Origin of the sequence: Pyxidicoccus sp. MSG2 (assembly GCF_026626705.1) — a bacterium.
Classification (GTDB): Bacteria; Myxococcota; Myxococcia; order Myxococcales; family Myxococcaceae; genus Myxococcus.
Genome location: NZ_JAPNKC010000001.1, coordinates 10,319,729 through 10,344,043, shown reverse-complemented (window position 1 = coordinate 10,344,043; position 24,315 = coordinate 10,319,729). Strand labels below are relative to the sequence as shown.

Annotated in this window: 15 protein-coding genes; 2 read left to right on the top strand and 13 right to left on the bottom strand. The window is 72.2% G+C overall.

Annotated features, from left to right (window positions below):
- Positions 1–5: 5 nt before the first annotated feature.
- Both OV427_RS40390 and OV427_RS40385 read left to right on the top strand, forming a co-directional pair.
- A complete protein-coding gene (locus OV427_RS40390; RefSeq protein WP_267861557.1) occupies positions 6–770 on the top strand; it encodes a hypothetical protein in 765 nt (254 codons plus the stop codon).
- 189 nt (positions 771–959) lie between these two features.
- Positions 960–2,783: a tetratricopeptide repeat protein gene (locus OV427_RS40385; RefSeq protein ID WP_267861556.1), complete on the top strand. Its 1,824-nt coding sequence runs from the start codon at positions 960–962 to the stop codon at positions 2,781–2,783.
- 18 nt (positions 2,784–2,801) lie between these two features.
- Here OV427_RS40385 and OV427_RS40380 read toward each other — a convergent pair whose 3' ends face one another.
- The 13 genes from OV427_RS40380 to OV427_RS40320 form a co-directional block, all read right to left on the bottom strand.
- A complete protein-coding gene (locus tag OV427_RS40380; protein ID WP_267861555.1) occupies positions 2,802–3,911 on the bottom strand; it encodes an NAD(P)/FAD-dependent oxidoreductase in 1,110 nt (369 codons plus the stop codon).
- Positions 3,908–4,309, bottom strand: coding sequence for a hypothetical protein (locus OV427_RS40375; protein ID WP_267861554.1), 402 nt, complete (start codon positions 4,307–4,309; stop codon positions 3,908–3,910). Before OV427_RS40375 ends, OV427_RS40380 begins: the two co-directional genes overlap by 4 nt.
- 3 nt (positions 4,310–4,312) lie before the next feature.
- Complete coding sequence (locus OV427_RS40370; protein ID WP_267861553.1) at positions 4,313–4,720, bottom strand: hypothetical protein; 408 nt, start codon at positions 4,718–4,720, stop codon at positions 4,313–4,315.
- 195 nt (positions 4,721–4,915) lie between these two features.
- Positions 4,916–5,374 carry a hypothetical protein gene (locus OV427_RS40365; protein ID WP_267861552.1) on the bottom strand — a complete coding sequence of 153 codons (459 nt, stop codon included), beginning with the start codon at positions 5,372–5,374 and terminating at the stop codon, positions 4,916–4,918.
- A gap of 133 nt (positions 5,375–5,507) precedes the next feature.
- On the bottom strand, positions 5,508–7,805 hold the full coding sequence (locus OV427_RS40360; protein ID WP_267861551.1) for a lantibiotic dehydratase: 2,298 nt from the start codon (positions 7,803–7,805) through the stop codon (positions 5,508–5,510).
- Positions 7,802–9,469: a hypothetical protein gene (locus tag OV427_RS40355; protein WP_267861550.1), complete on the bottom strand. Its 1,668-nt coding sequence runs from the start codon at positions 9,467–9,469 to the stop codon at positions 7,802–7,804. Before OV427_RS40355 ends, OV427_RS40360 begins: the two co-directional genes overlap by 4 nt.
- Positions 9,466–11,796, bottom strand: a complete 2,331-nt coding sequence (locus tag OV427_RS40350; RefSeq protein ID WP_267861549.1) for a lantibiotic dehydratase — start codon at positions 11,794–11,796, stop codon at positions 9,466–9,468. The genes OV427_RS40355 and OV427_RS40350 overlap by 4 nt, the downstream gene beginning before the upstream one ends.
- Before the next feature lie 76 nt (positions 11,797–11,872).
- Entirely contained in the window at positions 11,873–15,127 is a 3,255-nt protein-coding gene (locus OV427_RS40345; RefSeq protein ID WP_267861548.1) for a serine/threonine-protein kinase, read from the bottom strand.
- Between the two features lie 11 nt (positions 15,128–15,138).
- Complete coding sequence (locus tag OV427_RS40340; RefSeq protein WP_267861547.1) at positions 15,139–15,987, bottom strand: hypothetical protein; 849 nt, start codon at positions 15,985–15,987, stop codon at positions 15,139–15,141.
- A gap of 3 nt (positions 15,988–15,990) precedes the next feature.
- Positions 15,991–18,597, bottom strand: coding sequence for a TonB-dependent receptor domain-containing protein (locus tag OV427_RS40335; RefSeq protein WP_420718322.1), 2,607 nt, complete (start codon positions 18,595–18,597; stop codon positions 15,991–15,993).
- 227 nt (positions 18,598–18,824) lie between these two features.
- On the bottom strand, positions 18,825–19,745 hold the full coding sequence (locus OV427_RS40330) for a PhnD/SsuA/transferrin family substrate-binding protein (protein WP_267861545.1): 921 nt from the start codon (positions 19,743–19,745) through the stop codon (positions 18,825–18,827).
- Positions 19,742–22,261 (bottom strand): tetratricopeptide repeat protein, encoded by a 2,520-nt coding sequence (locus tag OV427_RS40325; RefSeq protein WP_267861544.1) that lies wholly within the window; start codon positions 22,259–22,261, stop codon positions 19,742–19,744. The genes OV427_RS40330 and OV427_RS40325 overlap by 4 nt, the downstream gene beginning before the upstream one ends.
- Positions 22,262–22,282: 21 nt before the next feature.
- On the bottom strand, positions 22,283–24,073 hold the full coding sequence (locus tag OV427_RS40320) for a PP2C family protein-serine/threonine phosphatase (RefSeq protein WP_267861543.1): 1,791 nt from the start codon (positions 24,071–24,073) through the stop codon (positions 22,283–22,285).
- Positions 24,074–24,315 lie beyond the last annotated feature (242 nt).

Here is a 24,315-nt window from a genome sequence, read left to right as displayed (position 1 = left end):
CCGCCATGACTCCCGCCCTCACCTTCATCTTCCACGACCACATCGTCCGTCCCAGCCTGGTCGCCGCCGTGCGCTCGGCCATTGCCCACAACAAGAGCGCCGTCGTCCGCGTCTACTGCAACCCGGAGAGCATCCCCCGCTACCAGCCGCTGTTGCCCAAGGTCCACTTCGAGGACCTGACGCAGTACTTCGGCGCGCTGCAGACGACACGGATGGACGTGGCCGCGCGCCGCATGCGCGCCCTCGCGCTGCACCAGCATGGCGGTTGGTACCTGGACTCCTTCGACACGCTCACCCTGCGCACGCTGCCAGCGGTGGAGCGCTTCACCATCGGTGAGGAGTGCTGGGACTCGCACCGCCGCTGCGCCGGCGTCTGTGCCAGCCCGCCGGGAGACCCGTTCGCCGAGGCCTGGCTCACCGCGATGAAAGCCGTCCCCGACGCGCAGTGGGACCACTGGACGGACCAGAACATCGCCAACCGCGTCATCGACTCGCGCCGCTTCCGCGTGGACCAGTTGTTCACCGGCCTCCTCAACTGGGCGTCAGAGACGGGCTTCGAGGGCGAGCTCAAGCTCTCCGAGGACCAGGTGGAGTGGCTCGTCGACCATGCCTGGGTCATCCACTACTACGGCCGCGGCGCTCGGGGCGTTCCGTACCGGGAGATGGACCTCACCGCACTGCGTCGAGCCCGCAACCTCGACGGGTGGATTCCCCGGCTCATCCTCCACTACAGCAAGGGCGTGCCCGAGGCGTCGAAGCAGCCCGCGTGAGCCGGCCGTCAACCGTTGGACGCCCTCGTACAGGGGGGTGGGATTTCTGTTGTGGGGTGGATTGCTCGGTTTCTCGGACGATGTGAGGATGGAGTTCCCCTCCGAGGAGCCGACCGTGAGCTGTCCCCCCGTCGCTTCCACACCGAATGCTCCCGCTGTCCACCCCGCCGCTGAAGTAGGGCATTGCCCATGAGGACGAGCGCGCTGGCGGTCTCCGTCGCGGGCGGTGTTCCCTCCGTCCTTCCCTCGCGGGCGTTGGAGGTCGACGCGGGCGTGGCCCTACCCGTCGCCTTCGGTGGGCTGCGGAAGGTGTTGCGCGCCTGTGAGGGCGCCGCGCCGGATGTGGTGGGCGCCCTCGCACGGGCGCACCCGTCGGAGTGGAACCGACTCTTCCCCGGCTCCATCCTCGGCGTGCCCGACTTGAGCGACCTGGCGCTGACGCCCTCCGAGCGCCGGCTGCACCGCGAGTCCGAGCAGATGTTCTGGGTGCTCAACGTGGCGGCGAAGGCCATCGTCGAGACGCTTCGCGCGAGCGGCCGCCCGCTGGTGCTGCACGGCGCGGGCGAGTGCGACCTGGTCAGCCTGCGCGCGGTGATGCGCGCCGCCGAGTGGAGCCGCCTGGAGGGACTGGACGGGACGCTGCTGCTCACCGGGTGGAGCGTGCGCCGGCCGCACGGCGCGGTGGGCTTCGAGTCCCGGCGCCAGGCCTACCTGGATGCGCTGTGTGATCGCATGCGCGCCCCACGTGCCACGGGGCCGGGGCTGGTGTCCTCGCGTGCGCTGGAGCCCGCGGTGGACCTGGAGGGGCGCTACCTCCAGCTCGCGGTGGATGGCACGCAGGCGCGCGAGGTCCGCGTGGCCGCGGCCATCCTCGCCATCCGCGCCTGCTTCTTCACCACCAACTACGAAGGCGCGATGCTGGCCGCGGAGCAGGGGCTGGCGCTGCTGGACGACGGCCCGGACGCGACGCTGCCCGCCCGCGTCGCCGACGCGTGGGACTCGCTGGACACGGGCTTCACCACGCCAGCCATCGAGATTGACCGGAGCAGCCTGGGCGACGTGGAGGAATTGCGCGCGCTGCTCTTGCGCTGCATGGGCGTGGTGCACGTGTTCACCGGCTCGCACGACGCGGCGATGGAGGCCTTCGGCCGCGGGCTGACGTGCCGCATTCCGCAAGAGCTGGTGGCGCGGCTGCACATGTTCCGCGCGCTCACTCTCACCAAGCGCTTCGGGCAGCTTCCGAATGCACGCACCGAGGTGGAGGCGGGCCTGGCCGCGCTGGAGCGGAGCACCGCGCCGGACCGCGCGCTGCAGGAGGGCTGGCTGCGCAACGTGTGCGCGCTCACCTGGTTCCAGGAGCGCAAGCTGGACAAGGCGGTGGCGGAGGAGAAGCTCGCCATGCGCTGCGTGGGCGACCTGCACGACGCCAGCGCCACACACCTGAAAATCAACCTCATCTCCAACGCCAGCTACCTGCAGGAGACGGCGCGGCAGTGGGGAGACGCCATCGCCACGTGGCGGCGCTTCGAGAAGATCAGCGAGCGCTGGGGCGCCAACTTCGCCAAGCACCACCGCTACCGTCTGGCCGGGCTGGAGCTGGGCGCGGGCGAGCGCGACGCCGCCGTGGCCCACTTCACCGAGGCGTACGCCAACGCGGACGAGCTGGGGGACTCCTTCCACCGGCAGGTCATCGCCGCGGAGCTGGGGCGGCTGTTCCTGGACGAGCAGCAGCCCGCCGTCGCCGTGGAGTGGTTCGCCCGCGCGGAGGAGCACGCTCGCGCCGTGGGAGACCCGTTGAAGGTGGCGCAGAGCCTCGCGGGCCTCGCGGTGGCCGGCGGCCACACCGACTGGACGGAGGCCCTGCGCTGCGCCCAGGCGAGCACCACCTGGCCCAAGGAGACGGCGGTGCTCGTGGAGGCGCTCACGAGCGGGGACGCGAAGGCGGTGCAGGCCGCGCTGCCCCGAGCGAGGACGAAGCTCAACCGCCCGTTCGACGCGGTGCAGCTGTACTGAGGCCCGCGGGCCCTGGAGTCAAGGCCTCGCGGCGATGGCGCGAGCCGGGTCGAACGGGGCCACCGCGTCACAGCGGCCGTGCTCCATGAGTTCCACGATAGACGCACCGGTGAAGGCGCCGGTGAGGATGCCCTGCCCTCCCAGCCCGGTGGCGACGTAGGTGTGCCGGGTGCCGGGGTAGCGGCCGATGTACGGGCGACCGTCCGGCGTCACCGCGCGCAGCCCCGCCCAGGCGCGGACGAAGCGGGCGTCCCGCAGGCGTGGCGCGAGCTTCGCCACCGTGGCGCTCAGGTGCAGCAGGCCCGCGGGCGTCACCTGCTCCACGAAGCCCGCGTCCTCCTCCGTGGCGCCGACGACGATTTCTCCCTCGCGCCAGGGCGCCAGGTACGAGGGGCCGGAGACCACCCGCGTGAGCTGGAGCCCCGGCTGGTGCACCACCAGCATCTGCCCGCGCACCGGCTTCAGCGGCAGGGCGGGCAGTCCCGCCACGCCCGCCGACCACGGCCCCGCGCTGACGAGGAGCTGATCCGCGCGGAGCGTCTCGCCCTCCAGGTGGACCTCGACGCCGTCGGAAGTCTCGGTGATGGAGCGCGCGGCGGTGCCCGTCCGCACACGCACGCCCTCGCGGATGGCGGCGTCCCGGAGCGCGTTGACGTAGCCGTCCGTGTCCACCATGTGGCCATGCGTGCTGTCGAAGGCGCCGAAGAGGGGCGTGCCTTCCAGCGCGGGCTCCAGCTCCACGAGCTTCGCCGCGTCCACCCAGAGGCCCGGCCCCTCCGCGTCCTTCGCGGCCTTCTCCACGAGCGAGTCCCGAGCCTTCGCGTCCGGCATGACGCGCAGGATGCCCTGCCCGCGCCGGAGCCGGTCACCTCCGGGAAGTGACTCGAGGTCCCTGGCCAGGGCGGCCCGGCCCGCGCGCGCGAAGGTGAGCAGGTCCAGGTCGTCGAACAGCCGCACCGAGGGGATGGCGACACCGGCGGCGGCACGCGAGCCCCGGCCTCCAGGGTCCACGGCGTCCAGCACGGTGACGGAGGCTCCAAGCGAAACGAGCCGGCGCGCGGCCGAAAGACCGACGACGCCAGCTCCGAGAATCACGAGGTCGGCGCGCGGTCGCACAGCGCTCTTCAAGTCCCGGTGTCCTTGGCCATGTTGAGCGGCAGGGCCACCAGGTGGAAGTTGCTACCGATGTGCGCGAAGCCGAAGCGCTCCGCGCGCTTCACCACCGCGTCCAGCTGCGTGTAGCCGAGGAGGATCTTGAAGCCGAGCCTTCCGGCCTCCGCGCAGATGGCGGCGACGATGGCATCGACGTACGTGGAGCGCTCCTCGCGCGACATTCCCGGCGCGGCGACGAGGTTCTCGATGAGCGCCACCGAGCTGTCCGTACGATACAGAAACCCCGCCGCACGGCCCGGGATGATGTACCCGGTCTGCGGCAGGGCGTCGTGTGTCATCGACTCGTTCCAGAGCTGCAGCCAGCCCTTGATCTGCTCGAAGTGCAGCTCCGGAACGTAGGGGATGGGGGTCATCGATTACTGGGTCAGGAACTGGGACATGCGCTGGGCGGCCAGCTCGGCCGTGTTGCCCATGCCCTGGGCCGTGAAGGCCTTCGTGGCGCTGCTCTTGAGGAAGTCGCCAACGATGTCGGTGACCTTGCTCTTGCCGGTCGCCAGGTTCAGCGCGCCGCTCAGCAGGCTGTTGCCGCCCATGCCGTCCATGAGCGCCTTCCCGCCAAACTTCCCTAGGACGTTGCCCATGACGCCGCCCATCCCGCCGGGGATGAGGTCGGTGGCCGCGCCGATCAGCGACTGCAGGGGGTTCTTGCCCTGCATCAGGCCGCTGGCGAAGCCCATGGCCGCGCCCAGGAGCGGGTTGACCATCGACACGAACGGCTTGACGATGTCCATCACCTTGCCGAGAGCCTTGCCAATTCCACCCATGGTCGAGTCCTTTTGGTAGTGGCCGCCGTGCGGCCATCAAGTGTTCCTGTTGAAATGATTGTCGGGAACTCGGCCTGATTGTTTCCGTGTTACCCGAAAAAACTGTCTGCCCGAGTGGAACCCCTGAAAATCCAGGGGGTTGGCGTTCAACTGGGCGTGAAATTCCGGGGAAATTACCCGGCCCCGGAGGGTGACTCAGTTCTTCGGGGTGGACGGCTTCTTCGGATCAGCCTGGAGGGCCGTGGGCGACGCGCCCTTGCGAGCCTCGGGCGCACCCTTCTGGGCGGCGTCGGAGGCGAGCGCCGTCTTGTAGCGGGCGTCCGCGTCCTTGTCGTTGAAGCCGTCCAGCTGCTGCGCGCGGCTGATCATCACCTCGCCGTTGATGATCTTCTCCAGGTGCGTCTGGAGCTCCTCGACGGTGGGGACGCTGGGGTCCTGGGCCTTCAGCTCCTCGTCCGGGGTGATGACGAGCTGGGGCGGCTTCTCGGGGTTCTGGGCGTAGTCGAGGATCTTCTCCACGTACTCGGCCAGGTCGACCTTCAACATGCGGGCCTGCTCGATGACGTCCTTGTCGACGAGCAGCTCCGCGCGCAGCTCCGCCACTGGCTTCTTCAGCTTCTTCGGTGGGGGGACGACCTGGTTCTCTCCAGCCATGGGCTCTCTCTCCAGAAAAAGGGCCCGTCATCCCAGCAGGGGCGGAAAGCCCCGCCAGGCCCGGGCATGGGGGCATTCTGGCCGCTGATACACCCCGGATGTCAAAGGGAGCCCGGCGCGTTTTGCCGCTTCGTCACCCCGGCCCGCCCGTCCACCGGGTGAACTGCATCCGCAGCTCACACGTGTAGCGGCCTCGCGCGTCCTTCAGCCAGAGCTGCTCGGGCGCGGGGTACATCTCCTCCACGGACAGCCGCTCCGCCTCGCGGGCGAGGTGGGAGAGCAGATCCAGGGCGAAGGGGCTCGCGGTGTCGATGAGGTACGGCTTGCGCTCCTTCGAGCTGCGCATGAAGACGAAGCGGGGCCACCCGCCCGCCCGGCGCTCGCGCTGCACGGCGAGGAACATCTCGAAGCCCACGGGCTTCGCCAGCCGCTCCGCGGACAGGTCCCACCGCTCGCGCTGATACACCGCGCCGCCCACGCTCAGCCGGGGCAGGTGGCTGCCCTTCGTGCGCAGTGGCGCATGCAGCACCTGGGTGTGCGCGAGCGCCGCGAAGGGCGGGTACGAGGAGAAGTCGTCCAGCGGCAGGTACAGGCTCAGCCGCTCGCCCTTCCCGTCCACCAGCACCGGGCCCTGGGGCGTGGGGAGCACCTTCACGTCGGCCGGCGTCAGCGCGCCGTCCTCCACGTCCAGCACGTCCGACACCGAGTACACCAGCCGCCGCCCCGGGAAGACGTAGAAGCCCTTGTTGCGGCGGCGGATGGAGAGCCCCACCAGCCCGCGCGCGGCCGGGTCCGCGTCCAGCCAGCGCGAGGCCACCGACGCGTACCGCTCGCGCGCCGGCTGGAAGGCGCTCAGCCAGCTCCACAGCAGCAGGTGGTGGTGGACGCGCGCGAGCATGACCTCGAAGCCACCGCCGTCCGGCTTCGCCGCGAGACACACGTCCGGCAGCGCGTAGCGTCCGCCCGGCGTGGAGGTGCCGAGGAAGTCCGTGGGCAGCGCGCGCGTGCGGGCGCCGTCTTCCTCCAGCAGCACCGGGGGCACCGGTGAGAAGCGGCTCCCCGACACGTTGTCCGGGCGCAGCCGCACCGCGTACTCGAGGAGGTCCACCGGCGTCTCGTCCGGGCCGAGCGCGTCGCGCACCTGCTCCTTGAAGCCGCGCTGCACCTTCTCGCCGTACGCGGCCGACAGCTCCAGCGCGCCCGTGAGCGCCGCCTCCAGTTGCTCGGTGAAGCGCGCGCCGAAGCGCAGGCGGAACGGGGAGCTGGCCTCCTCGTAGATGATGAGCCGGTCCGCGTACACCTGGCCCTCGCCGCGCCTGGCGGGCTTGGTGGTGGCCTCGGTGAAGGCGGCCTCCAGGCGCGGGAGCAGCTCACGGCGGCGGGCGAGGTCCGCCGTCTCGAAGTCGGCGCGCATGCGCGCGAGCGTGTCCAGCCGCTCCAGCCAGCGGGCCCGTGCGTCGGACTCGGGCAGCGCCGCCACGGAGTCGCGCAGGCTCTCGAAGGTGCCGAAGTCGTTCGGCCGGAAGGGCAGGCCCCACAGGAGCAGCGCGGCCTTCACCAGCGGCAGGGCCTGCCGCTCCACGTCCTCCGTCGCGACGCCGAGCACCCGGGCCGCCTCCACCGGCGTGGGGTGCTCGCGCAGCACGGACAGGAGCTGCTCCGCCTGGGGGGACAGGGGCACGTCCAGCTTCAGCGGGGCACACGCGGCCCGGCCGGGCGTCACGGTGAAGAGCGGGTTGAGGCGCAGCGGCAGGTGCGGGCGAAGCGTGCGCTCGCGTCCCACGGCGCGAGCCAGCTCCGTCACCGCCCAGAAGGAGAAGAACGTGCGGCGGCGCGTGTTGTCGCTGGGCACCGTACGCACGTCGTAGCCGTCGTCGGCGGTGCGCTCGCCGTAGGAGATGGGGCCGAAGAAGCTCGTCGTCTCGTTCTTCGCGCAGAAGCGCTGGAGGTACGTGTAGACCTGCCGCTCCACCCGGCGCGCGTCGGAGGTGTCCGGCCGCTCGCCGCCCTTCAGGTAGCGCGCCCAGACGTTGTCGAACATGGCCGGGCTGGAGAGGAACACCGCCTCCTGGATGGCGGGGTCCGCGGCCCGCTCACGCAACTGCCGTCGCAGCGTCGCGCGCTCCCCGGCGTAGCGGGTCTGGAGCGCCTGACGGCTCGCGAGGTAGCGGGACAGCGCGTCCCGGAGCGCGGAGCCATGGCGGGGCTTGAGCGCGGGCTCGCGGCCCTGGGTGAGCGCCTCCTGGAGGGAACGCGCATCGGCGTCACCGCCGTCGGCCCGTGCCGCCGCGAGCAGTGCGTCCTCGTCCGCGAGGAGCTGGGAGGTCTGTGCCACCAGCTCCGCCGACAGCCCGAGCGACTCCAGCCAGTCGAACGGGAAGCCCGCGTGCCGCAGCACGAAGACCTCGCCCAGCGTCCAGGTCTCGCTCATTCGTACACCCTCGTCAGGACTGTCTTTCCCACCAACGTGTCCACCAGCTTCCGCCGCTGTGCCTCGGGGACGGCGCCCAGTGCGTCGGCCGCGGGCACCGGGTGGTCCAGGCCCGCGAGCTTCGGCGCGAGGCGCGCGTCCATCGCGAGCACCGTGCCCGTGCGCAGGTTCGCCGCGTACCACGTGGGCTTCGGCGCACCGTCGAGGGATGCCGGCAGTTGGACGAGCGCGCAGTCATCGTCCAGGCGGATGGGCGCGCGCTCGGAGGCGTCTTCCCTCACGGGAGACGGAGCCGTGGGCCCACGGAGGCAGGCGGCCGCGACGCGCCCCGGGTTCAGGGGGGCTCGCTGCATCAGGCGGGTGCTCAGGGCCGCGAGCACCTCGGGGAGCCGTGCAGTCGGAATCGTGTTCGGAGCCTCGAAGGGCTGGCTTCGGGCGAGGTCCCGGTCCGGTGGAGGACGTTGCGGCTCCACGGAGAGACGTTGGAACGGACGGTCGAGGCCCCGGTGTTCCAGGGGCCAATGGAAGGGACGCGCTCCGGCCACGTGGTCGAAGAGCGGCTCCGCATCGAGCGCCGCGAGCGTCTCCTCCAGCGCCGCCTCGTCCACTCCCGGAGCCCCCACCCACCACTCCGCGACGAGCCGCACGCCCGCATCCCTCAGTCGCCGTGCGCAGCGTGCCAGGTCCTGCACGTTCATCCGGGTGCCCAGCGGGTCCACCATGAAGCCTTCGCGCACGGCACAGAACCCCACCACCGCGACGCGGCAGCCGCTCTCGATGAGGGCCTCCGCGTGCGGGAGCGAGGCAACCAGCACATGTCCGCCCCAGGGAGCGCCGCCGGTGAAGCCCTTCAATTCCCCTGGCGTGCAGGCCCCGAGCACCTGCTTCGTCGTCAGTGTCCCCAGGTCCCTGGGCGCGGGTGCGTCGAAGAGCAGCGCATCGGACGCGTTGAGCGGGGGCGCGAATGTGCACACCAGCAGGTCGAGCGCCTCGGGAATCCAGACGAGTGACCCTGGCCCCGGCTCACCGTCCAGCGGGGCCACGCGCCAGCGCAGGGGCGCGGCGGCATCGACGAACTCCGCCCGCTGGAACATGGGCATCCGCGCCAGCACCTTCCGGTGCGCCACCGCGAAGGGCCCCGCGACCTCGAGAGGCACCTGCGGCGGACAGGCCCGCGCGAGCCACGCCGCCGCCGGCAATTGCTGGTCCCGCTCCAGCCAGAGGCGCACGCGCTCCGCCTGCGGGAAGCGCTCGGCGGCCCGGGCCAGGTCCTCCGCGTAGGGCGCGGGCTGTCCCACGGTGCGCAGCACGTCCGCGCTCCGCTCGGTGGTGCCCTCTTCCAGTTCCAGGTCATCGAGCCGCAGGCGCACGCCGCTCGGAGGCCCCGAGAGGGCCGTGAGCACCGCGCCCAGGGCCCGGAGTCGGGTGTGGCCGTAGCGCTGCTCACGCAACGACAGCACCTGACCCGCGCGCAGCAGGAGCAGCTCCCGCATGGACCGCGGCGTCGCGGGTGCCGTCACACGAGCCTGGATGGCGTCCGCCATGGCCGCATCGGAGACGACACGGCGGCAGAAGTCCCGGGCCACGTCCATGACGTGCCATCCCTCGGGAGTTTCCGGAGCGAGCGTCACGTCGCGGTGCGGTGGCAGCACCAGCAGCTTCAAGCGCCTCCCTCCACGTCGGACGGCGGCTGCGCGCCCCACAGCAGCGTGCAGCGCAGCTCCACGGTGTGGCGGCCTTGGGGGCCTCGCAGCCAGAGCTGGTCTGGCGCGGGCCGCATCTCCGACAGGATGACCTCTTCCTTCTGCTCCAGCAGGTTGAGGAAGACGCGCAGCAGCGGCGGGCTGCGCACGTCCACCAGGACGGGCTTCCGCTCGTCCTTGAACTTCGCGAAGACGCAGTCCGGCATCCCCCGCGCTTCCCATACGCCCACCGCCGCCCGCAGCCTCGCGCGGTCGTCCCTGCACGCGAGCAGGGCCTCCCGCTCCTCCGCGCCCAGCCGCCACTGCTCGCGCTGCACCACCACCCCGCCGAGCGTCAGCCGGGGCGTATGCGCCCCCAGCGACACCCGCAGCGGGCGGATGCGCGGCAGGGCGAAGGCGGTGTGCACCAGGCTCTCCAGCTCGCCGTTGTAGAGGCAGACCTCTGAGCCCAGCCGCTTCGACACCAGTCGCGCGCTCTTCCCGTCGCTCTCCACAAACAGGTCATCCAGCGGCATCCGCCACGCCGAGGCCCGCGCGCTCACGCCGCCCAATTCCACCACCGGGCCCGGAAACTCCGAGGGCAAGAGCCCCGTGCGTCGCGACGCCAGCACCGTCAGCAGCGGCATCGGCCGGCGCAGTGCGCCCAGTGCCCGCACCATGCCGCTCTCCACCTTCCCCCGGGCCTCGTGGAACTGGAGCGCCCAGCCCCACACCAGCGCGGTGTCGTGGATGTCGCCCATCACCAGCTCGTACTCGCCCCGGCCCCACGCCTCCACGTCTCGTGCGCCGACCAGTAGATCCACCGACGTGACGAGCGGCAGCGTCCGCGCATCCTCCGGCGTCGACGGCGCCGCCACGCCTCCCAGCTCCACGTGCCGCACGGACGCGTCGGAGATGGCTCCCGCGAGCAGGTCCGCCATCGACGTGTCCGAAGGCACGGGCCGGTCCGCGTACGCGGCCACGACCTTCCAGAAGGGCACCGTGCGCGCGCCCACCAGCCCCGCCACCGCGCCGCGTGCCGCCTCGCGCGTGCGCCGGGCCGCCTCACCCATCCACGCCAGCGCGGGCTCCAGCCGCGTCGCCAGCTCGCGGGCACGCTCGCCGCCGACCTCCACACGCAGGTCCCCGCCGCACTCCTCCCGGAGCGGCAGCCGGTCCTGGTAGAAGTTGTGCGACTCGGACGCGGGGCCCCGCTCGGACGGCGGCACCACGCCCCAGGTCACCCGGGCCCGCTCCGCGAAGGACGCTTGCAGCGCCATCTTCCCCGCCGCGTCCGCCGCGCCGTACCGGCCCATCAGCTCCAGCAGCTCGCTCAGCGACGCCACATGGCGCCGGGCCGCGGGACAGGGCAGGCCCGCCACACGCTCGGCCAGGTCGTCCACCGGGTGGTGCACGGCGGCGGGGACCTCGAGCTGGTGCGTGAGCAGTCCCTTGTCACAGCCGAGCCGCGCCGCCTCGCGCGCCAGCCCCGGCGCCACGCCCAGCGACGAGGCCAGGCCCGCCAGCGTGCGCGTCCCGTCCGCCAGCTCCACCAGCCGGGGCAGCAGTTCCTCCACGCTCTCCGGCGTGGGCACCGTCTTGCGCGCGGGCACCTCCGCGAAGGCCTTGCGGCGCAGCACCAGCCACGCGGAGACCTCCGGGTCGAAGGCAATGGCCCGCACCAGCCCCTGCACCAGCCACGAGGCCGCGAAGGTGTTGCGGCCCACCAGGACCTCCGGCCCGGACCAGCGCAGCGTCACCCCCGTGGGGGCCGCCGCGTCCGCCCCGCCGTAGTTGATGGGGCCGAAGAAGCCCATCGTCTCGTTCTTCGCGCACAGCCGCTGCAGGTAGCTGGCCACCTGTCGCCGCAGCCGCGCACCGTCGCGGCCATTCAGCAGGTCCCCCGCCACGGGCGGACTGGAGCTGGCCACCGCCTCCAGGAAGCGCGGCTCGCGGCGCAGCGCGGCCATCGCCGCTTCCACGCTCGCGCTCTCACGCTCCAGCGCCTCGGTGAAGGCGTCCTCCGCCTCCCGTGCCGCCAGGGCACGCGCGTTCCACGCGGCGAAGACTTCCGGCGACTCCAGCCCCTCGGTGTCCACGGGCCGCCCGGCCTTCAGCGCCGCGAGCACCGCGCGCGGTGGGCGCTTCACGCGCGGGCCTTCGGCGCGCAGGGCCTCCAGCGCCCGCTGCGCAGCGGCCAGGCGTCGAGCCCCCGCGGCGGACTCCGGGCACCCCAGGCGCTCCAGCCAATCGAAGGGGAAGCCCGTGGTGCGCACCACGAGGTGGGGGAAGAGGCTCCAACCCTTCATGCGTTACGCACCCTTCGTCTTGGAGCAAGGGGCGCGTGCGGCGCCCGGAGGTATGACGCGCCGCTGACTGGTGCGCCTACCGCGCCTTCACTTCGATTTCCTGCCCCGGCACGGCCATCACCCACAGCTTGCTCACGCCGCCCGGGCAGCTCACCAGCACCTCCAGCTCGCGGCCCGCTTCAATCGGAGACTTCACCATCGGCGTCATGCCCGGCAGCATCGACCCGCCCACCTGGACCTGGCAGCCCTGGGAGGCACCCGTCACGCTCAGCAGGCCCTGCGTGCCGGGCTGGGGCTGGGCGTCCGCCAGCGTGCGTACGTCGATGCCCTCGTGCTGCAGCGTCGTCCCGAAGCGGCGCAGCTTCCCGCCCACTGCGGTGGAGACGAGCAACGGGCCCTGCGACGCGAGCGGGGTCGCGTCCTGCTCCAGGCGAAGGCCGCCCACGTAGACGTGCTCGCCCTCCTCCACGTTGATGAACCCGGAGCCCGAGCCCCGCATCATCACCAGCGCCACCGCGCCCACCACCATCAGTCCGCCCACGCCCAGCGCCATCCACTTCCAGGGTGCGCCCTTCGGGGCCTCGGGTGCAGCGGCTTCCGGAGGGGGACGCGGAGCCGGAGCCGCACCGTGCGGCGCCGGCCGGGCCGGAGCCGTCGGAGCCCCCTGCGCGCCAGCGGGAGGCCGGGCGTGTTGTCCCGTCGGATGCGCGGGCTGCCGCGTCTGGGTCCCACCTGTCGCGTGCGGACCATGGGCCGCGGGGGCCACGGCCTGCATGGACGCGGAGGGACGCTGCGGAAGAGGCATGGCCGGCTGCGGCTGCGACGGCCGCACCGGCGAGGCGGGACGAGCCGCCATCGCGGCCATGTTCGGCGGCGGCTGGCCCTTCGCCAGGGGGACGACCTCGGTGCGCTCTTCCATCTCCAGCTCGGGAAGCTCGGGCAGCGGGGGCTGCGGAGGCGTCACGGGAGGAGGAGGAGGCGGCGGCGGCACCACGCGCGGCGCGCTCCCCGTGGGACGCGTGGGCGGGGCAACAGGAGGCGGAGTCACGGGCCGGGGGCCGCTGCCGCTGCCGCTTCCCGTGGGCCGGGGCGCACTGCCGCTGCCGCTGCCGCTGCTCGCCGGGTGGGAGCCGCTCCCCCGGTTCGCCGCGCGCCCGTCCGTCGGGGCGACCATGTCCCCCGTATTCACGTTGCCGCTACCCGTGCCGGTAGGCATGGGCCGCGGGTGGCTGCCGGTGCCGGCGGTGGTCGACGGCGCGAACTCCGTCAGCCGGTCTCCCAGCGTGTCCTTGAAGAACTGAGCCACCGCCGCCGGCGACGAGTTGAGCCGGTGGTGCGCCATCACCGCCTCGATTTCCTCGCGCATCGCCGCGGCCGACGGCGTGCGCCGCGCCGGGTCCTTCACCAGCGCGCGGAGGATGAGGTCGGAGACGTCCTGCGGGATGTTCGGCTTGAGCTGCGACGGCACCGGCGCGGGCTCGCGGACGATGGCGTTGAGCGTGGCCGCGTCGTGGTCTCTCTTGAACGGGAGCTGGCCCGTGAGGATTTCGAAGAGCACCACGCCCAGCGCGAACACGTCGTTGCGCGCGTCCAGCGCGCGTCCGGACGCTGCCTCCGGGGAGATGTACGAAATCTTCCCCTTCAGCACGCCCGCCTGCGTGTGCTCCTCACCCGCCACCTTGGCGATGCCGAAGTCGCTCAGCTTGACGGCGCCGTCCAGCGAGATGAGGACGTTGTGGGGGCTCACGTCCCGGTGCACCACCGGGTGCGGTACACCCGCCGGGTCCACGTACGCGTGCGCGTAGTGCAGGCCCGCGGCCACCTCCGCCACGATGCGCAGCGCGTGCTCCATCGGGAGCGCCAGCCCCTTGCGCCGCAGCTCGTTGACCAGCTTCTTGAGGTCCGGGCCGCGCACGTACTCCATCAGGATGTACGCCACGCCGTCGGACACGCCCACGTCGAACGTCTGCACCACGTTCGGATGCGTCAGCCGCGCGTTGGCGCGGGCCTCCGCGAAGAGCATGTCGACGAACTCGGGGTTCTCCGCGAACTGCGGGAGAATCTTCTTCATCACCACGAACTTCTCGAAGCCCTTCACGCCCACCTGCTTGGCGAGGAAGACTTCGGCCATACCGCCCTGCCCCAGCCGCCGGATGATGTTCAGCTTGGTGCTGCCCAGCGAGTTGGAGATGTCGGTGGAGTTCCCCGTCTTCGCCTGGGGGTCCACGTTCGTGGAGCCGAAGAGGTACTGACTGAGGGCGCGCGGCTCCAGCGCCTCCATGTCCTCCAGCGGCCGGTCCGTGAGCTGCACGCGCGCCAGCAGCCCCTGCAGCTGCGGCATGTGCGGCACCTTGGCGCTGCCGCCGCAGATGGGGCACGTGCTCTCCACGTTGGCCTGCTGCGCCCGCAGCTGCGCCAGGTAGTCCGCGGCCAGGATGCGCTGGTGGCTCACCTGCCCGCAGTTGCGGCACTCGCACGGCAGCCACAGCGAGGCGATGCGCGCGGGAGGCTGCCGCTGCGAGCGCGCCAGCACGGCCAGCGCCGGAGGTGGCAGCCGGCACAGCACCACCTGCGCGCCCTGGGCCGCCGTCTCCAGCACCTGCTCCAGCTTCGACAGCGCCTCCGGCTCCACCTTGCTGACGTGGCTGAAGTCGAAGGCGACGCGCCCCTCCAGGCCGGACGCCAGCCGGCGCACGTTGAGGTCGCCCTTCAGCGCGCTCGCCAGGGTGATGTACGTGATGTCGTCCTGGACGATTTTCAGGTGCTGCGCCAGGTCCGGCTGCTCCGAGGGCATGCTCGCCCGCAGGTAGCGCATCACCACCGGGTCCACGGTGCCGAACTGCTGGCGGCGGGCGTAGTCGAAGAACTCGCCGGGCAGGTCCGCGAACTCCAGCGGGTTGGAGCACACCGGGCAGTTGTGCTCGGGCGCGCGCTCTTCTTCGAGCACCTTCGCCTCGTCCTGCAGATTCACGACCCGCAGCCGGTCCTCGTTGCAGGTGCGGCAGGTATAGGGCGCCAGCACGGAGAGCACCCGCGCGACGCCCGCGAAGCCCTCCACCATGTTGAGCTGGTCCACCATGACGGGCGGCGCGTGGACGACGTACAGCCCCAGCGCTCCGGCCGGCAGCTTGCCGGCGAACTCAATCCACCGGCGCACGCCGAAGGAGCTGATGCGCTCCACCCGTCCCAGGTCGACCACCAGCAACCCGTTGAGCTCGGGGCTGCTGGCCGTCAGCGGAAAGGTTTCGTCGATGACGCCGGAGACCCGGACGTGGGTAATCGTACCCACGCGGAGCCGGCTGATGATGGCGTTGGAACCCTGGCTATCCACCGGCCCTGACCTCATTGCAGACAAAACAGCAAAGACTTCGGCTGGGTGGCACGGCGGCGCGCCTCTCCCAGGTCCACCACGCACAGGACGCGTGACTCACGTCCCACGGACACACGGACCGCCACCGTGGCGCAGTGCTCCAGGATGCGCCGCAGCCCCAGTCCCGCGCCTCCGCCGGAGGCGTCCACCCGGACCCGCCCGCCCCACCCCTCCAGCGCCCGGGCGAACGGCCCTGGACGCAGCCCGCCGAAGCGGTCCACCACCTCCAGCCACATGCGGCCGTCCTGCACCGCGTGGGACAGCTCGCAGGCATCCTCCGCCGCGACTTCCGTCACCTCGGTGCGCCGGTGCGCGTAGCGCTGCTGGCCCTGCGCGTCCACCGGAGCGTCCAGCAACGCGTTGACGGCCAGTTCGTGCACCACGTCCGCCACCAGGCTCGCCGCCGTACGGGAGCCTCGCGCCTGCCCCACCGCCGCCGCCGCCGCGTCCGCCACGGTGTTGATATCCACCACCCGTTGCAGCCGGTGCCGCGTCACCGCCGCGCCTTTCGGCAGCAACGGCCCGCCGCGAAGCAGCGCGCCCAGCAGACGCACGTCCCATTCCGAGGGGCGGCCGTCCTCACCTCGCGTGGCCAGCAGCAGCGCGGGCGGCTCGCGGCGCAGCAGCTCCGCATGGGACGGAGCGAGCCGGCCGTCGAACAGCACCAGCCGGCGCGGGCCGGCGGTGGGCACCGGTCCCTGGTGGAGGGCCACTCCCCCCTGTGCGAGGGCGGGCGCCGCCTGCTCCAGCTGCGTGGCGGAGAGCGACTCGTCTGCGATCAGCAGGAGGCCGCCGGCCTCCAGATGGGATGCGGTACTCAAGGCCTAGTAGCGAACCTTGACTTCACTGAAGAAGGACTGGGGCGGTGCCGGGAAGCCGTGAGACTCCTCGTACTGCGCATTGAAGAGGTTGGAGCCGAGGAAGGACACGGAGATGCCGTCGTAGACGTTGAAGCCCACGCGCGCGCCGGCGGTGAGGTAGCTGGGCAGCTGCACGCGGGTGGTGGCCAGGCCCGTCGCCTCGTCCACCAGGAAGCCCGGGTCGAAGCGCTGACCCACGTAGAGCGCGTACAGCTCCGCGAAGGCCACCTTGCCGATGTTGGTGCGCCCGCGCGCGTAGATGCGGTGGCTGGGCGCGTAGTCCAGCGGCGTCTCCGGACCGTCGCCGTACGGCACCGACTTGGCGTCCAGGAACTGGTAGGCCACGTCGAAGGACGAGTTGATGGTCGGAATCTGCGCGGCCGCCTCCAGCTCGAAGCCCGCCACGCGCGCGTCGCCCAGGTTCTTGAACTGGGAGACGGAGCCGAACACCAGCTCCTGGTTGATGAAGTTCTTCGCCAGGTTGTAGAAGCCCGTGCCCGTCAGGCGCACCCGCCGCTCGAAGGGCCAGAAGTCCACCGAGGCCTCGAAGGTGTCCAGCGTCTCGGCGGCCAGGTTCGGGTTGCCGATCAGCGTGGACGCGTACATCTGCTGGTTGATGCCCAGCTCCGCCAGCGTGGGCGCGCGGAAGGCGCGGCCGTAGTTGGTACGCAGCGTGAGCAATTCCGGCACGGCGTGGAACACCACGCTGGCGCGCGGAGAAATCTGGTCGGTGCGCTGGCTCCAGACGCGCTCGGGAATCTGGTAGCGGTCGTAGCGGGCGCCCGCGCCGAACACCAGCCGGTTGGAGAGGCGGTACTCCGCGTCCACGAAGCCGCCGAGGATGGTCTGCTTCGTGTCGTCAACCGTCAGCTCGGGCAGGACGTTGGGCACGTTGACGGTGTCCAGCTTCACGTCGCCGCCGAAGGTGACGTTCAGGTCGCCGGCCGACAGGAGCGCGCGCGCCTCACCGCCCAGCCGGCGGCGCTTGCCCAGCGCGCGCACCGGGTCGCCGCCGAAGGCGTTCTCCAGCAGCACGTCGCGACGCTTGAAGAGGCCGTACGCCTGGCCGAAGAGGCGCAGGTTCTCCGTCACCTGCTGGTCCACCTGGGCGGAGGCGTTGAGGTTCTGCACCTGCTCCTTGTCGTTGGGCGTGTAGTGGCAGCGGCCGCAGTTGCCCACGGTGGAGATGTGCGTGCCGCCCGGGCGGCCAATCTCCGCGTCCGTGTAGTCCGCGTCCAGCGCCAGGGGGCCCACGCGCACCTTGCCGCTCACCTGGTGCACCAGCGAGTCCTCGTTGGTGTCCACGCGGCCCACGCTCGGGTCGTTGAAGAGCTGCGGCCCGTCCGAGCCGTAGCCGTAGTAGCCCAGCAGCGCCTCCACCGGGCCTCCGCGTCCGGCCACCGTGCCGTGCAGGCGCCAGGTCTGGTCCTGGCCCGCCAGCACGCGCGCCTCCGCGCCCACGTTCTTGCCCTTCTCGATGAGGTCCCCGGGCTGGCGCTCGATGATGTTGATGACGCCGCTGAAGGCGTTGGAGCCGTACAGCGAGGAGCCCGGGCCCCGGATGACCTCCACCTGCTTGAGATTCACGAGCGGCGTCGTCTCGTCCGCGTAGAACTGGCCCGTCCACGGGTCCGTCAACGGCCGTCCGTCCTTGAGGAGCAGCAGGCGGTTGGACAGGTAGTTGGAGCCCAGGCCACGCGCGCTCACCGCCGCCTTGCGCATGGAACCGCGGCGGCACTCCATGCCGGGGAAGTACTGAATCGCCTCGCACAGCGAGAACTGGCCGGTGCCCTCCAGCTCCTCGGCCGGAATCCAGGACACCGTGAGGGGCACGTCCGCGATGCGCTGCTTGCGCTTGGACGCCGTCGTCACGACGGCCTCGCTCAGCACGCGGTTGACGGACTCCTCGAGCGGGTCACCGCCGGCCAGCGGGTCTCCCCCGGGCAGCCCGGCCAGCCCGGACGGAGGCGGCAGCGGCCGGTCCATGGTGGGCTCGGCGAAGGGCGCGCTGATGGGCACGTTGTCGGTGGGCCGCGCAGGCGACGGGGCCGGGGCCGCCACCGGGGACGGCGCGGGCTGCGTGTCGCTGGCGGGCGCCGCCGTGGCGCCCAGGGGGGCGTCCGACGTTCCCGAGGCCGGCGAGCCCGGCGAGGCGACCGGCAGGGGCGCCGTCACATGCGGAGTCGGGCTCAGGGGCGTGGGCGGCTCGGCCGCCACGGGCTCGGCCGCCACGGGCTCGGCCATTGGATCATCCGTGGCCGGCCCGCCGCTGCCCAGCACCGGAATTTCTTCGTCGGCGGGCGGGGTGACGGGCTTCGTGGCCTTGCGGGACTTGGCCTTCGTCCGGGTGGCGCGAGGCGTCGTGGCACTCTTCGGAGTCGTGCGCTTCTTCTTCTTCACCCGGGGCGCCGTCTCGGCTGCGGCGGCCTGGGCCTGGGCCTCGGTACTCCCGAGGCCGGCGGCGGCCAGCGCGCACAGCATGACGGACAGCCACAGGGCGCGAAGACCGCTGCGCCTGGAAAGAGACTTCACCGCGCCTTGCCGCGGCCCACCGTACACAGTTGTGTGCATCGTTCTCACATCCGTGGATGAGGGGGAAACACCCACGGTCCTGTACGTACGCCTCGGTTGGCAGTCCGGCGGAAGGGGCCTCGTCGTCCTCACGGACCACTTTTCCCCCTGCTCGCGCGAACCGTCGGCTGGGAAACTACCTCAGAGCCACCGCCGGGCCAAGTGAGCGGCTCTCATTCCCTGAAACTCAAGAAGATTTCGAGGACCCGCCCTACCCGGTTGCGTCCTCAGTCATCGGGCTGCTCGGCGGAAACGTCGAGGTCCCCGGCGAAGGAGGGCAGCGCGGGCCCGAGCTCCTCGGAGCGGACCAGGACGGCGGTGTCCACATGGAGCTCGGCGGCCTCCGCGAGGACGGGCTGGCGGCGGGGCGGGCCCTGGGTGACGAGCCTGCGGAAGTCCTCGAAGTCACGGCCCTGGACGCGGGCGAAGGTGTCGAAGGGAGCCACGGCGCCCACGGTGCCGAGGGCCCCGGCGAGGGCGTCCGCGTTGCCGCGCAGGTCCACGAGCACCGCGCCCGGCACGCGGCCGCTGCGGAAGAGGACGCGCACATCCTTGTCCTTGGGGACGTGCGCCAGGGGAACGAGCGCGGCCTCCGCGCCCTTCGCCTCCAGCATCTTCAGGGCGGACTCCACGTTGGGCACCGGCGTCACCTTGAAGTGTCGCTGCGCGTCCAGGTCTCCCCCCAGCACCACGTGGGTGACGAACTTGGGGTCGGCGGGGCCGGCGCCCTTCACCAGGGCCAGGCGCTTGCCGGCGAGGTCCTTCACGGCGCCCTTCTGGGTGGAGACGATGGCCCAGCGCTGCTGCGTCTCGCCGGAGCGGGACGCCCAGGCCACGGGCGTGGCTCGGGAGCCGAGCTGCACGGCGGCCCAGGCATCCACCACCGCGAAGTCCACCAGCCCGTCGGACACGGCGCGGGAGAAGTCCTCGTAGCGGCCGAAGCTCTTGGCGGCCACGGGCCGGTCCAGCGACTCGCCCAGCTTCACGGCCAGCGCCTCCGCGTACTGGAAGCGCTCCTGGCCGTCCGTGAGGGTGGTGGCGAGGAAGACGCCCACGGTGGCCTTCTTCGCGGCCGCGCCCGCGGGGGCGGCGGCCAGGGTACAGGCCAGCACGAGGCCGGCCAGGAGGAAGCGGTGTGCCTTCATCATGGAGTCTCCTCCGCCGTGGCGGCGGCCGGCGTGGCGGAGCCCGCGGGCTCGGCGAGGCCGTTCAGGCTCTGCAGGCGCTCCTTCCACTCCCGCACCTGGGCCAGGCGCGGGCCGGAGCCGACGGCGAGGTAGCGGCGCCAGGCGTCCACGGCCTCGGCGGGCTCGTGGCGGCGCTCCTGCGCGTCGATGCCCAGGTTGAGGGCGGCCACGGGCACGGCGGGCTCCAGCCGGCGCCAGGTGGCCAGCGCGTCCGCCGTCTTCCCCTTGCGCCAGTCGACGCAGGCCAGGTTGTGCTGCACCTGCGCGTCCTCCGCGTCCAGGGCGAGCGCGGCCTTGAGGGCCTTCTCCGCCAGCTTCATGTTGCCGGAGGCGTACGCCAGCGAGGCCTCGCGGCGGTGGAGGGCGCCCGTCATCGCGGACAGCCACTTCGGCTGCCCGGGCATGGGCTTCTTCGAGGCGGCGGCGAGCTGCTTGCGCGCCGCTGCCACCTGCCCCTTCTTGTAGAGGACGAAGGCGTCCGCCAGGGCGCGCGTGTTGGGCCAGGCCCACTTCTGCGCGGGCGTGAGGGCCTTCTTGAGGGCGGCGCTCGCCTCCGCGTGACGGCCGGCCTCCGCGCGCGTCAGCCCCCGGGTGAAGAGGGCCAGCTTCGCCAGGTCCGGACGCTTGCCCACGCCCAGCCGGTCCACCGCCTCCAGGTCCTTCTCCGCGGCGTCGGCGTCGCCGGACTCCAGCCGGGCCAGCGCGCGGCGCACCAGCACGCGCGGCAGGTTGGCCGAGGCCACGCCCTCGGCGGCCTTGGAGGGGCCCACCTCGGTGAGTCGCTGCACGGCGGCGTCCACCTGCCCCAGTTCCACCTCGGCCAGGGCGGCGCCCACGGAGGCCTCGGCCTGCGCGTCCGGCTCCTCCGTCTGCTTGCCCGCGCGGGTGAAGGACTCCAGCGCCGCCTGCGCGTCACCCGAGGCCAGCCGCGCGTAGCCCAGCAGCAGCGCCTCGCGCCACGTGGCGCCGGGCAACGTGGCGCCCTGCTCCATCACCTTGCGCGCCTCGGGGAAGGCGCGCGTCTCCAGCAGCGCGGCACCCAGCCGGCGCGCCATGAGCGCGGTGTGGTCCAAATCGTAGGCGCGGCGGAGGTCTCTCACGGAGTCATCCATGCGCCCCGCCCCGGCCCTGTCGCGGGCACGGTGCGCCAGCGCACGCGCCAGCCACTGCTTCGCGCCGGCGTGGTCCGGCTCCACCAGCAGCGCGTTGGCGTAGTCCTCGATGGCCTGGTCCCACTGGCCGGTGGCGAAGTGGTCCGCGCCGAGCAGCATCCAGCCCAGGGCAATCCGGGGCGCCATCTCCTGCACGCGCCGGTGGACCTCCACGGCGCGCTGGAAGCGGCCCGCGCGCCGGTTGACGGAGCCGAGGTTGGCCCACAGCTCCAGGCTGTTGCCGCCCGAGCGCACCGCGCCCTCCAGGAACTGGATGGCCTCCTCGTGCCGGCCCTGCGCCTGGAGCGCCTTGCCCACCGCCATCTGCCCCACCACGAGGCCCGGCTGGAGCTGGAGCACCTTGCGGTACTCCCCTTCCGCGGCGGCCGCGTTCTTCTGCGCCAGCCGCACGTCACCCAGGAGCAGGTGCGCGGCGGGCGTGGCGCCCAGCTTCACCAGCGCCAGCGCCTGCGCTTCCGCGCGCGGCACCTCGCCGGCGGTCAGGTACATCCGCGCCAGCTTCTCCTTCGGCTCGGCGGCCTGCGGGAAGCGCGTGGTGACGCCCTCCAGCAGCGTGCGCGCCTCGGGCACCCGGCCCTCCAGCTCCAGCACGCTGGCGAGGCCCAGCTGCACGGAGGGCGACTCCGGCCGCCCCGCCTGCGCCTGCTGGAAGGACGCGCGCGCCAAGGCCACGTCCCGGCGCAGCACGTGGGCGCGGCCCAGCAGCTCGTGAATCTGGAAGTCGTTGGTGGCCAGCTTCGCGGGGCGCAGCGCGAGGTAGCGCTGCAGGCGCGTCACCGCCGCGTCGCCCTGCTGGGCGTAGAGGTAGTAGCTGGCGAGGTAGTAGTGGACGATGAGGTAGTCCGCCGAGTCCGAGGCCGCCGCCTGCTCCATCAGCGGCACCGCCTCCGGGAAGCGGCGCAGCTTGTAGAGGGCCACGCCCAGCGGGTACGCCAGCGACAGCTCGCCCGGGTGGGCCGCCACGACGGGCTGCACCCGGTCCACCGTGCGCTGCCAGTCCTGGAGGCCGTTGGCGGTGGCGCCCACGCCCGCGGCGGCGGCGACGGAGCCCGGCTCCGCGGCGAGCGCCTGCTCATAGAGGGCCAGGGCCTTGCGGTACTTCTCCTCGGCCTCCTTCTTGTCACCGGAGGCGCTGGCCGCGCTGGCGGCCACCTGGGCCGTCTCGCCTTCCTTCACCAGCCGCTGCGACTCGGACATGGGCGGAGGGCGGTACTGCGCGAGCGCGGGAGGGCCGGCCAGGGTGGCCAGCAGCGCGAGCGCCGAGGCGAGTCGGCGCGGCGGTGGGGTGCGGGGTGTGCGGCGCATGCGGGTGGTTTCCGGGGGCAATCAGGCGACGGGGCTGTACTCGGCCACGACGACGGTGATGTCGTCGCGCTGCGGCTGGCCGGCGCTGTAGGCGCGTGCGTCCGCGAGCAGTGCATCACGCAGCTGCTCCGCGGACAGGTGGGCGTTGGCCTGCACGGCGGCGGCGAGGCGCTGGTTGCCGTAGAGCTTGCCCATGGCGTCGCGCGCCTCGGTAAGGCCGTCCGTGTACCAGACCACGATGTCGCCGGGGCGCAGCTGCGCCTGCCGTGAGGTGAACTGCGACGTCACGGACGCGCCCAGCAGCGGCCCGCGTGCCGGCAGCGACGCCACCTGCCCGCTGTTCCGGTTGAACACCAGGGGGCTGGGGTGCGCGCCGGCCGCGTAGTCGATGGCGCCGTTGGAGACGTCGATGACGCAAAGCGCGCTGGACATCTGGTGTTCGCCGCGCCCCACGTTGGCCAGCGTCACGTTGAGGGCGGTAATCAGCATCTGCGCGTTGATCTGCGAGGGCTCGCGCAGCGTCATCGCGGAGGCGAAGCCGCTGGTGGCGCTGGTGGCCACGAGCGAGGTCGACAGGCCGTGGCCCGTCACGTCGCCGACGCCGATGACCACCCGCCGCTCATCGAGTCCCGCGCGGAACCACCAGTCACCACCGCACGCGTCCGCGGTGACGACGAGGCCGGCGATGCGCACCGGGCCCACCTGCACGGCGTCACGGCCGGGCAGGAGCGTCTCCTGCACGGTGCGCGCAAGCGACACGTCGCGCTCCAACTGGGCCTTGGCGCGCACGTCGTCGAGGAGGATCTTGATGCGCTCGGCCATGTGGTTGAACACCACGCCCAGCGCCACCACCTCGCGGCCCGCGCCGCGGGCGGTGCCAGCGCGCGCGCCCAGGTCTCCAGCGGCCAGCTGCATCACCTTGCCGGTGAGCATGCCCAGCGGCCGGGTGATGCGGCGGCTCTGGAACGCGACGAGCACACCCGCGAGGACGACGAAGCCCAGCCCCAGGCCGAGCATGCGCACCGTGTTGGCGCGCACCGTGGCGCGTTTGTCGTGCTCCAGCGTCTCGAGCTGCTTCTGCAGGCCGCCCAGCGAGTAGCTGATGACGACCAGTCCCTTGCCGCTGCTGGAGCCGTAGTCGATGGGCTCCTGGATTTCGGAGATGGGCTGCCCCCGGTAGAAGGCGCTCACCAGCCGCCGCTCCGCGGTGCGCCCGCTGTTGCTGTTTCCGGCGGCCTCCTCCCGCTCCGTGCCCTTCTCGCTGTCGGCCATCCGCACGCCGTCCGGGTCGAAGATCTGGACGCGGAGGATGTTGGGGTTGGTCTTGGTGATGGAGCCCGCCACCTCCTCCAGGAAGGCGTAGTTGTTGTCGCGCAGGTTGGTGGTCGACGTGAGGGCGATGGTCTGCCCCACCGTCTGGCCCAGCTCGCGGGCCTGGTCCTGGATGCGCTCCTTGGAGCGCAGCGCCGTCTCCTCGAACTGGGACTGTGTGGAGGCGACGGACAGCGCCGCCAGCAGACCGACGATGAGCACCACCAGCACGCCGGTGGTGAGCAGCAGGACCTGGTCCAGCCGGAGCCCCTTGATGGCGGCGACGTTGGGCAGCTCGCCCGCCTCCAGCGGGGCGATGAGGGTGCTGGTGGCCTCCACGTGTCCCACGGGCCCCGTCAGCCGCGTGGCGGTGGCCTCGCGGGTGCCAGTGCCGGTGGCGGTGACTTCATGGGTTCCCGTCCGCTCGGCGGGCGGCGCTGCGGAGTCCGGGGCGCCGTCGGACGGAGGCGCGGGTTTCAGACGCGTGTTCGTACTGGACAAGGGCACACCCAGAGGGTCGCGCCAGGGCGCGAGGAGGGAGCGGGGGAGTGCCGACTCTATCGCACTTCTCCTACTTCGCGAGACCCTGGCCCCCCACCCGGGTGGCTGGGCCGGCAGGCAGGCGATGTGACGTGGGAAGAAGGCCGGAGCGGGCACCGCGGCGTCACTTCACGCACGGTATATAGAAAACGGCCCGGGCCTTCACCGGGCGTCTCCTGGAGGCACCGGTTAGCATTGACGCC

Coding starts and splice junctions, on each gene's coding strand:
- OV427_RS40350 (WP_267861549.1), bottom strand. CDS start 11,796: ATGAAGGGTTGGAGCCTCTTCCCCCACCTCGTGGTGCGCACCACGGGC.
- OV427_RS40385 (WP_267861556.1), top strand. CDS start 960: ATGAGGACGAGCGCGCTGGCGGTCTCCGTCGCGGGCGGTGTTCCCTCC.
- OV427_RS40335 (WP_420718322.1), bottom strand. CDS start 18,597: ATGCACACAACTGTGTACGGTGGGCCGCGGCAAGGCGCGGTGAAGTCT.
- OV427_RS40325 (WP_267861544.1), bottom strand. CDS start 22,261: ATGCGCCGCACACCCCGCACCCCACCGCCGCGCCGACTCGCCTCGGCG.
- OV427_RS40365 (WP_267861552.1), bottom strand. CDS start 5,374: ATGGCTGGAGAGAACCAGGTCGTCCCCCCACCGAAGAAGCTGAAGAAG.
- OV427_RS40360 (WP_267861551.1), bottom strand. CDS start 7,805: ATGAGCGAGACCTGGACGCTGGGCGAGGTCTTCGTGCTGCGGCACGCG.
- OV427_RS40330 (WP_267861545.1), bottom strand. CDS start 19,745: ATGATGAAGGCACACCGCTTCCTCCTGGCCGGCCTCGTGCTGGCCTGT.
- OV427_RS40390 (WP_267861557.1), top strand. CDS start 6: ATGACTCCCGCCCTCACCTTCATCTTCCACGACCACATCGTCCGTCCC.
- OV427_RS40375 (WP_267861554.1), bottom strand. CDS start 4,309: ATGACCCCCATCCCCTACGTTCCGGAGCTGCACTTCGAGCAGATCAAG.
- OV427_RS40370 (WP_267861553.1), bottom strand. CDS start 4,720: ATGGGTGGAATTGGCAAGGCTCTCGGCAAGGTGATGGACATCGTCAAG.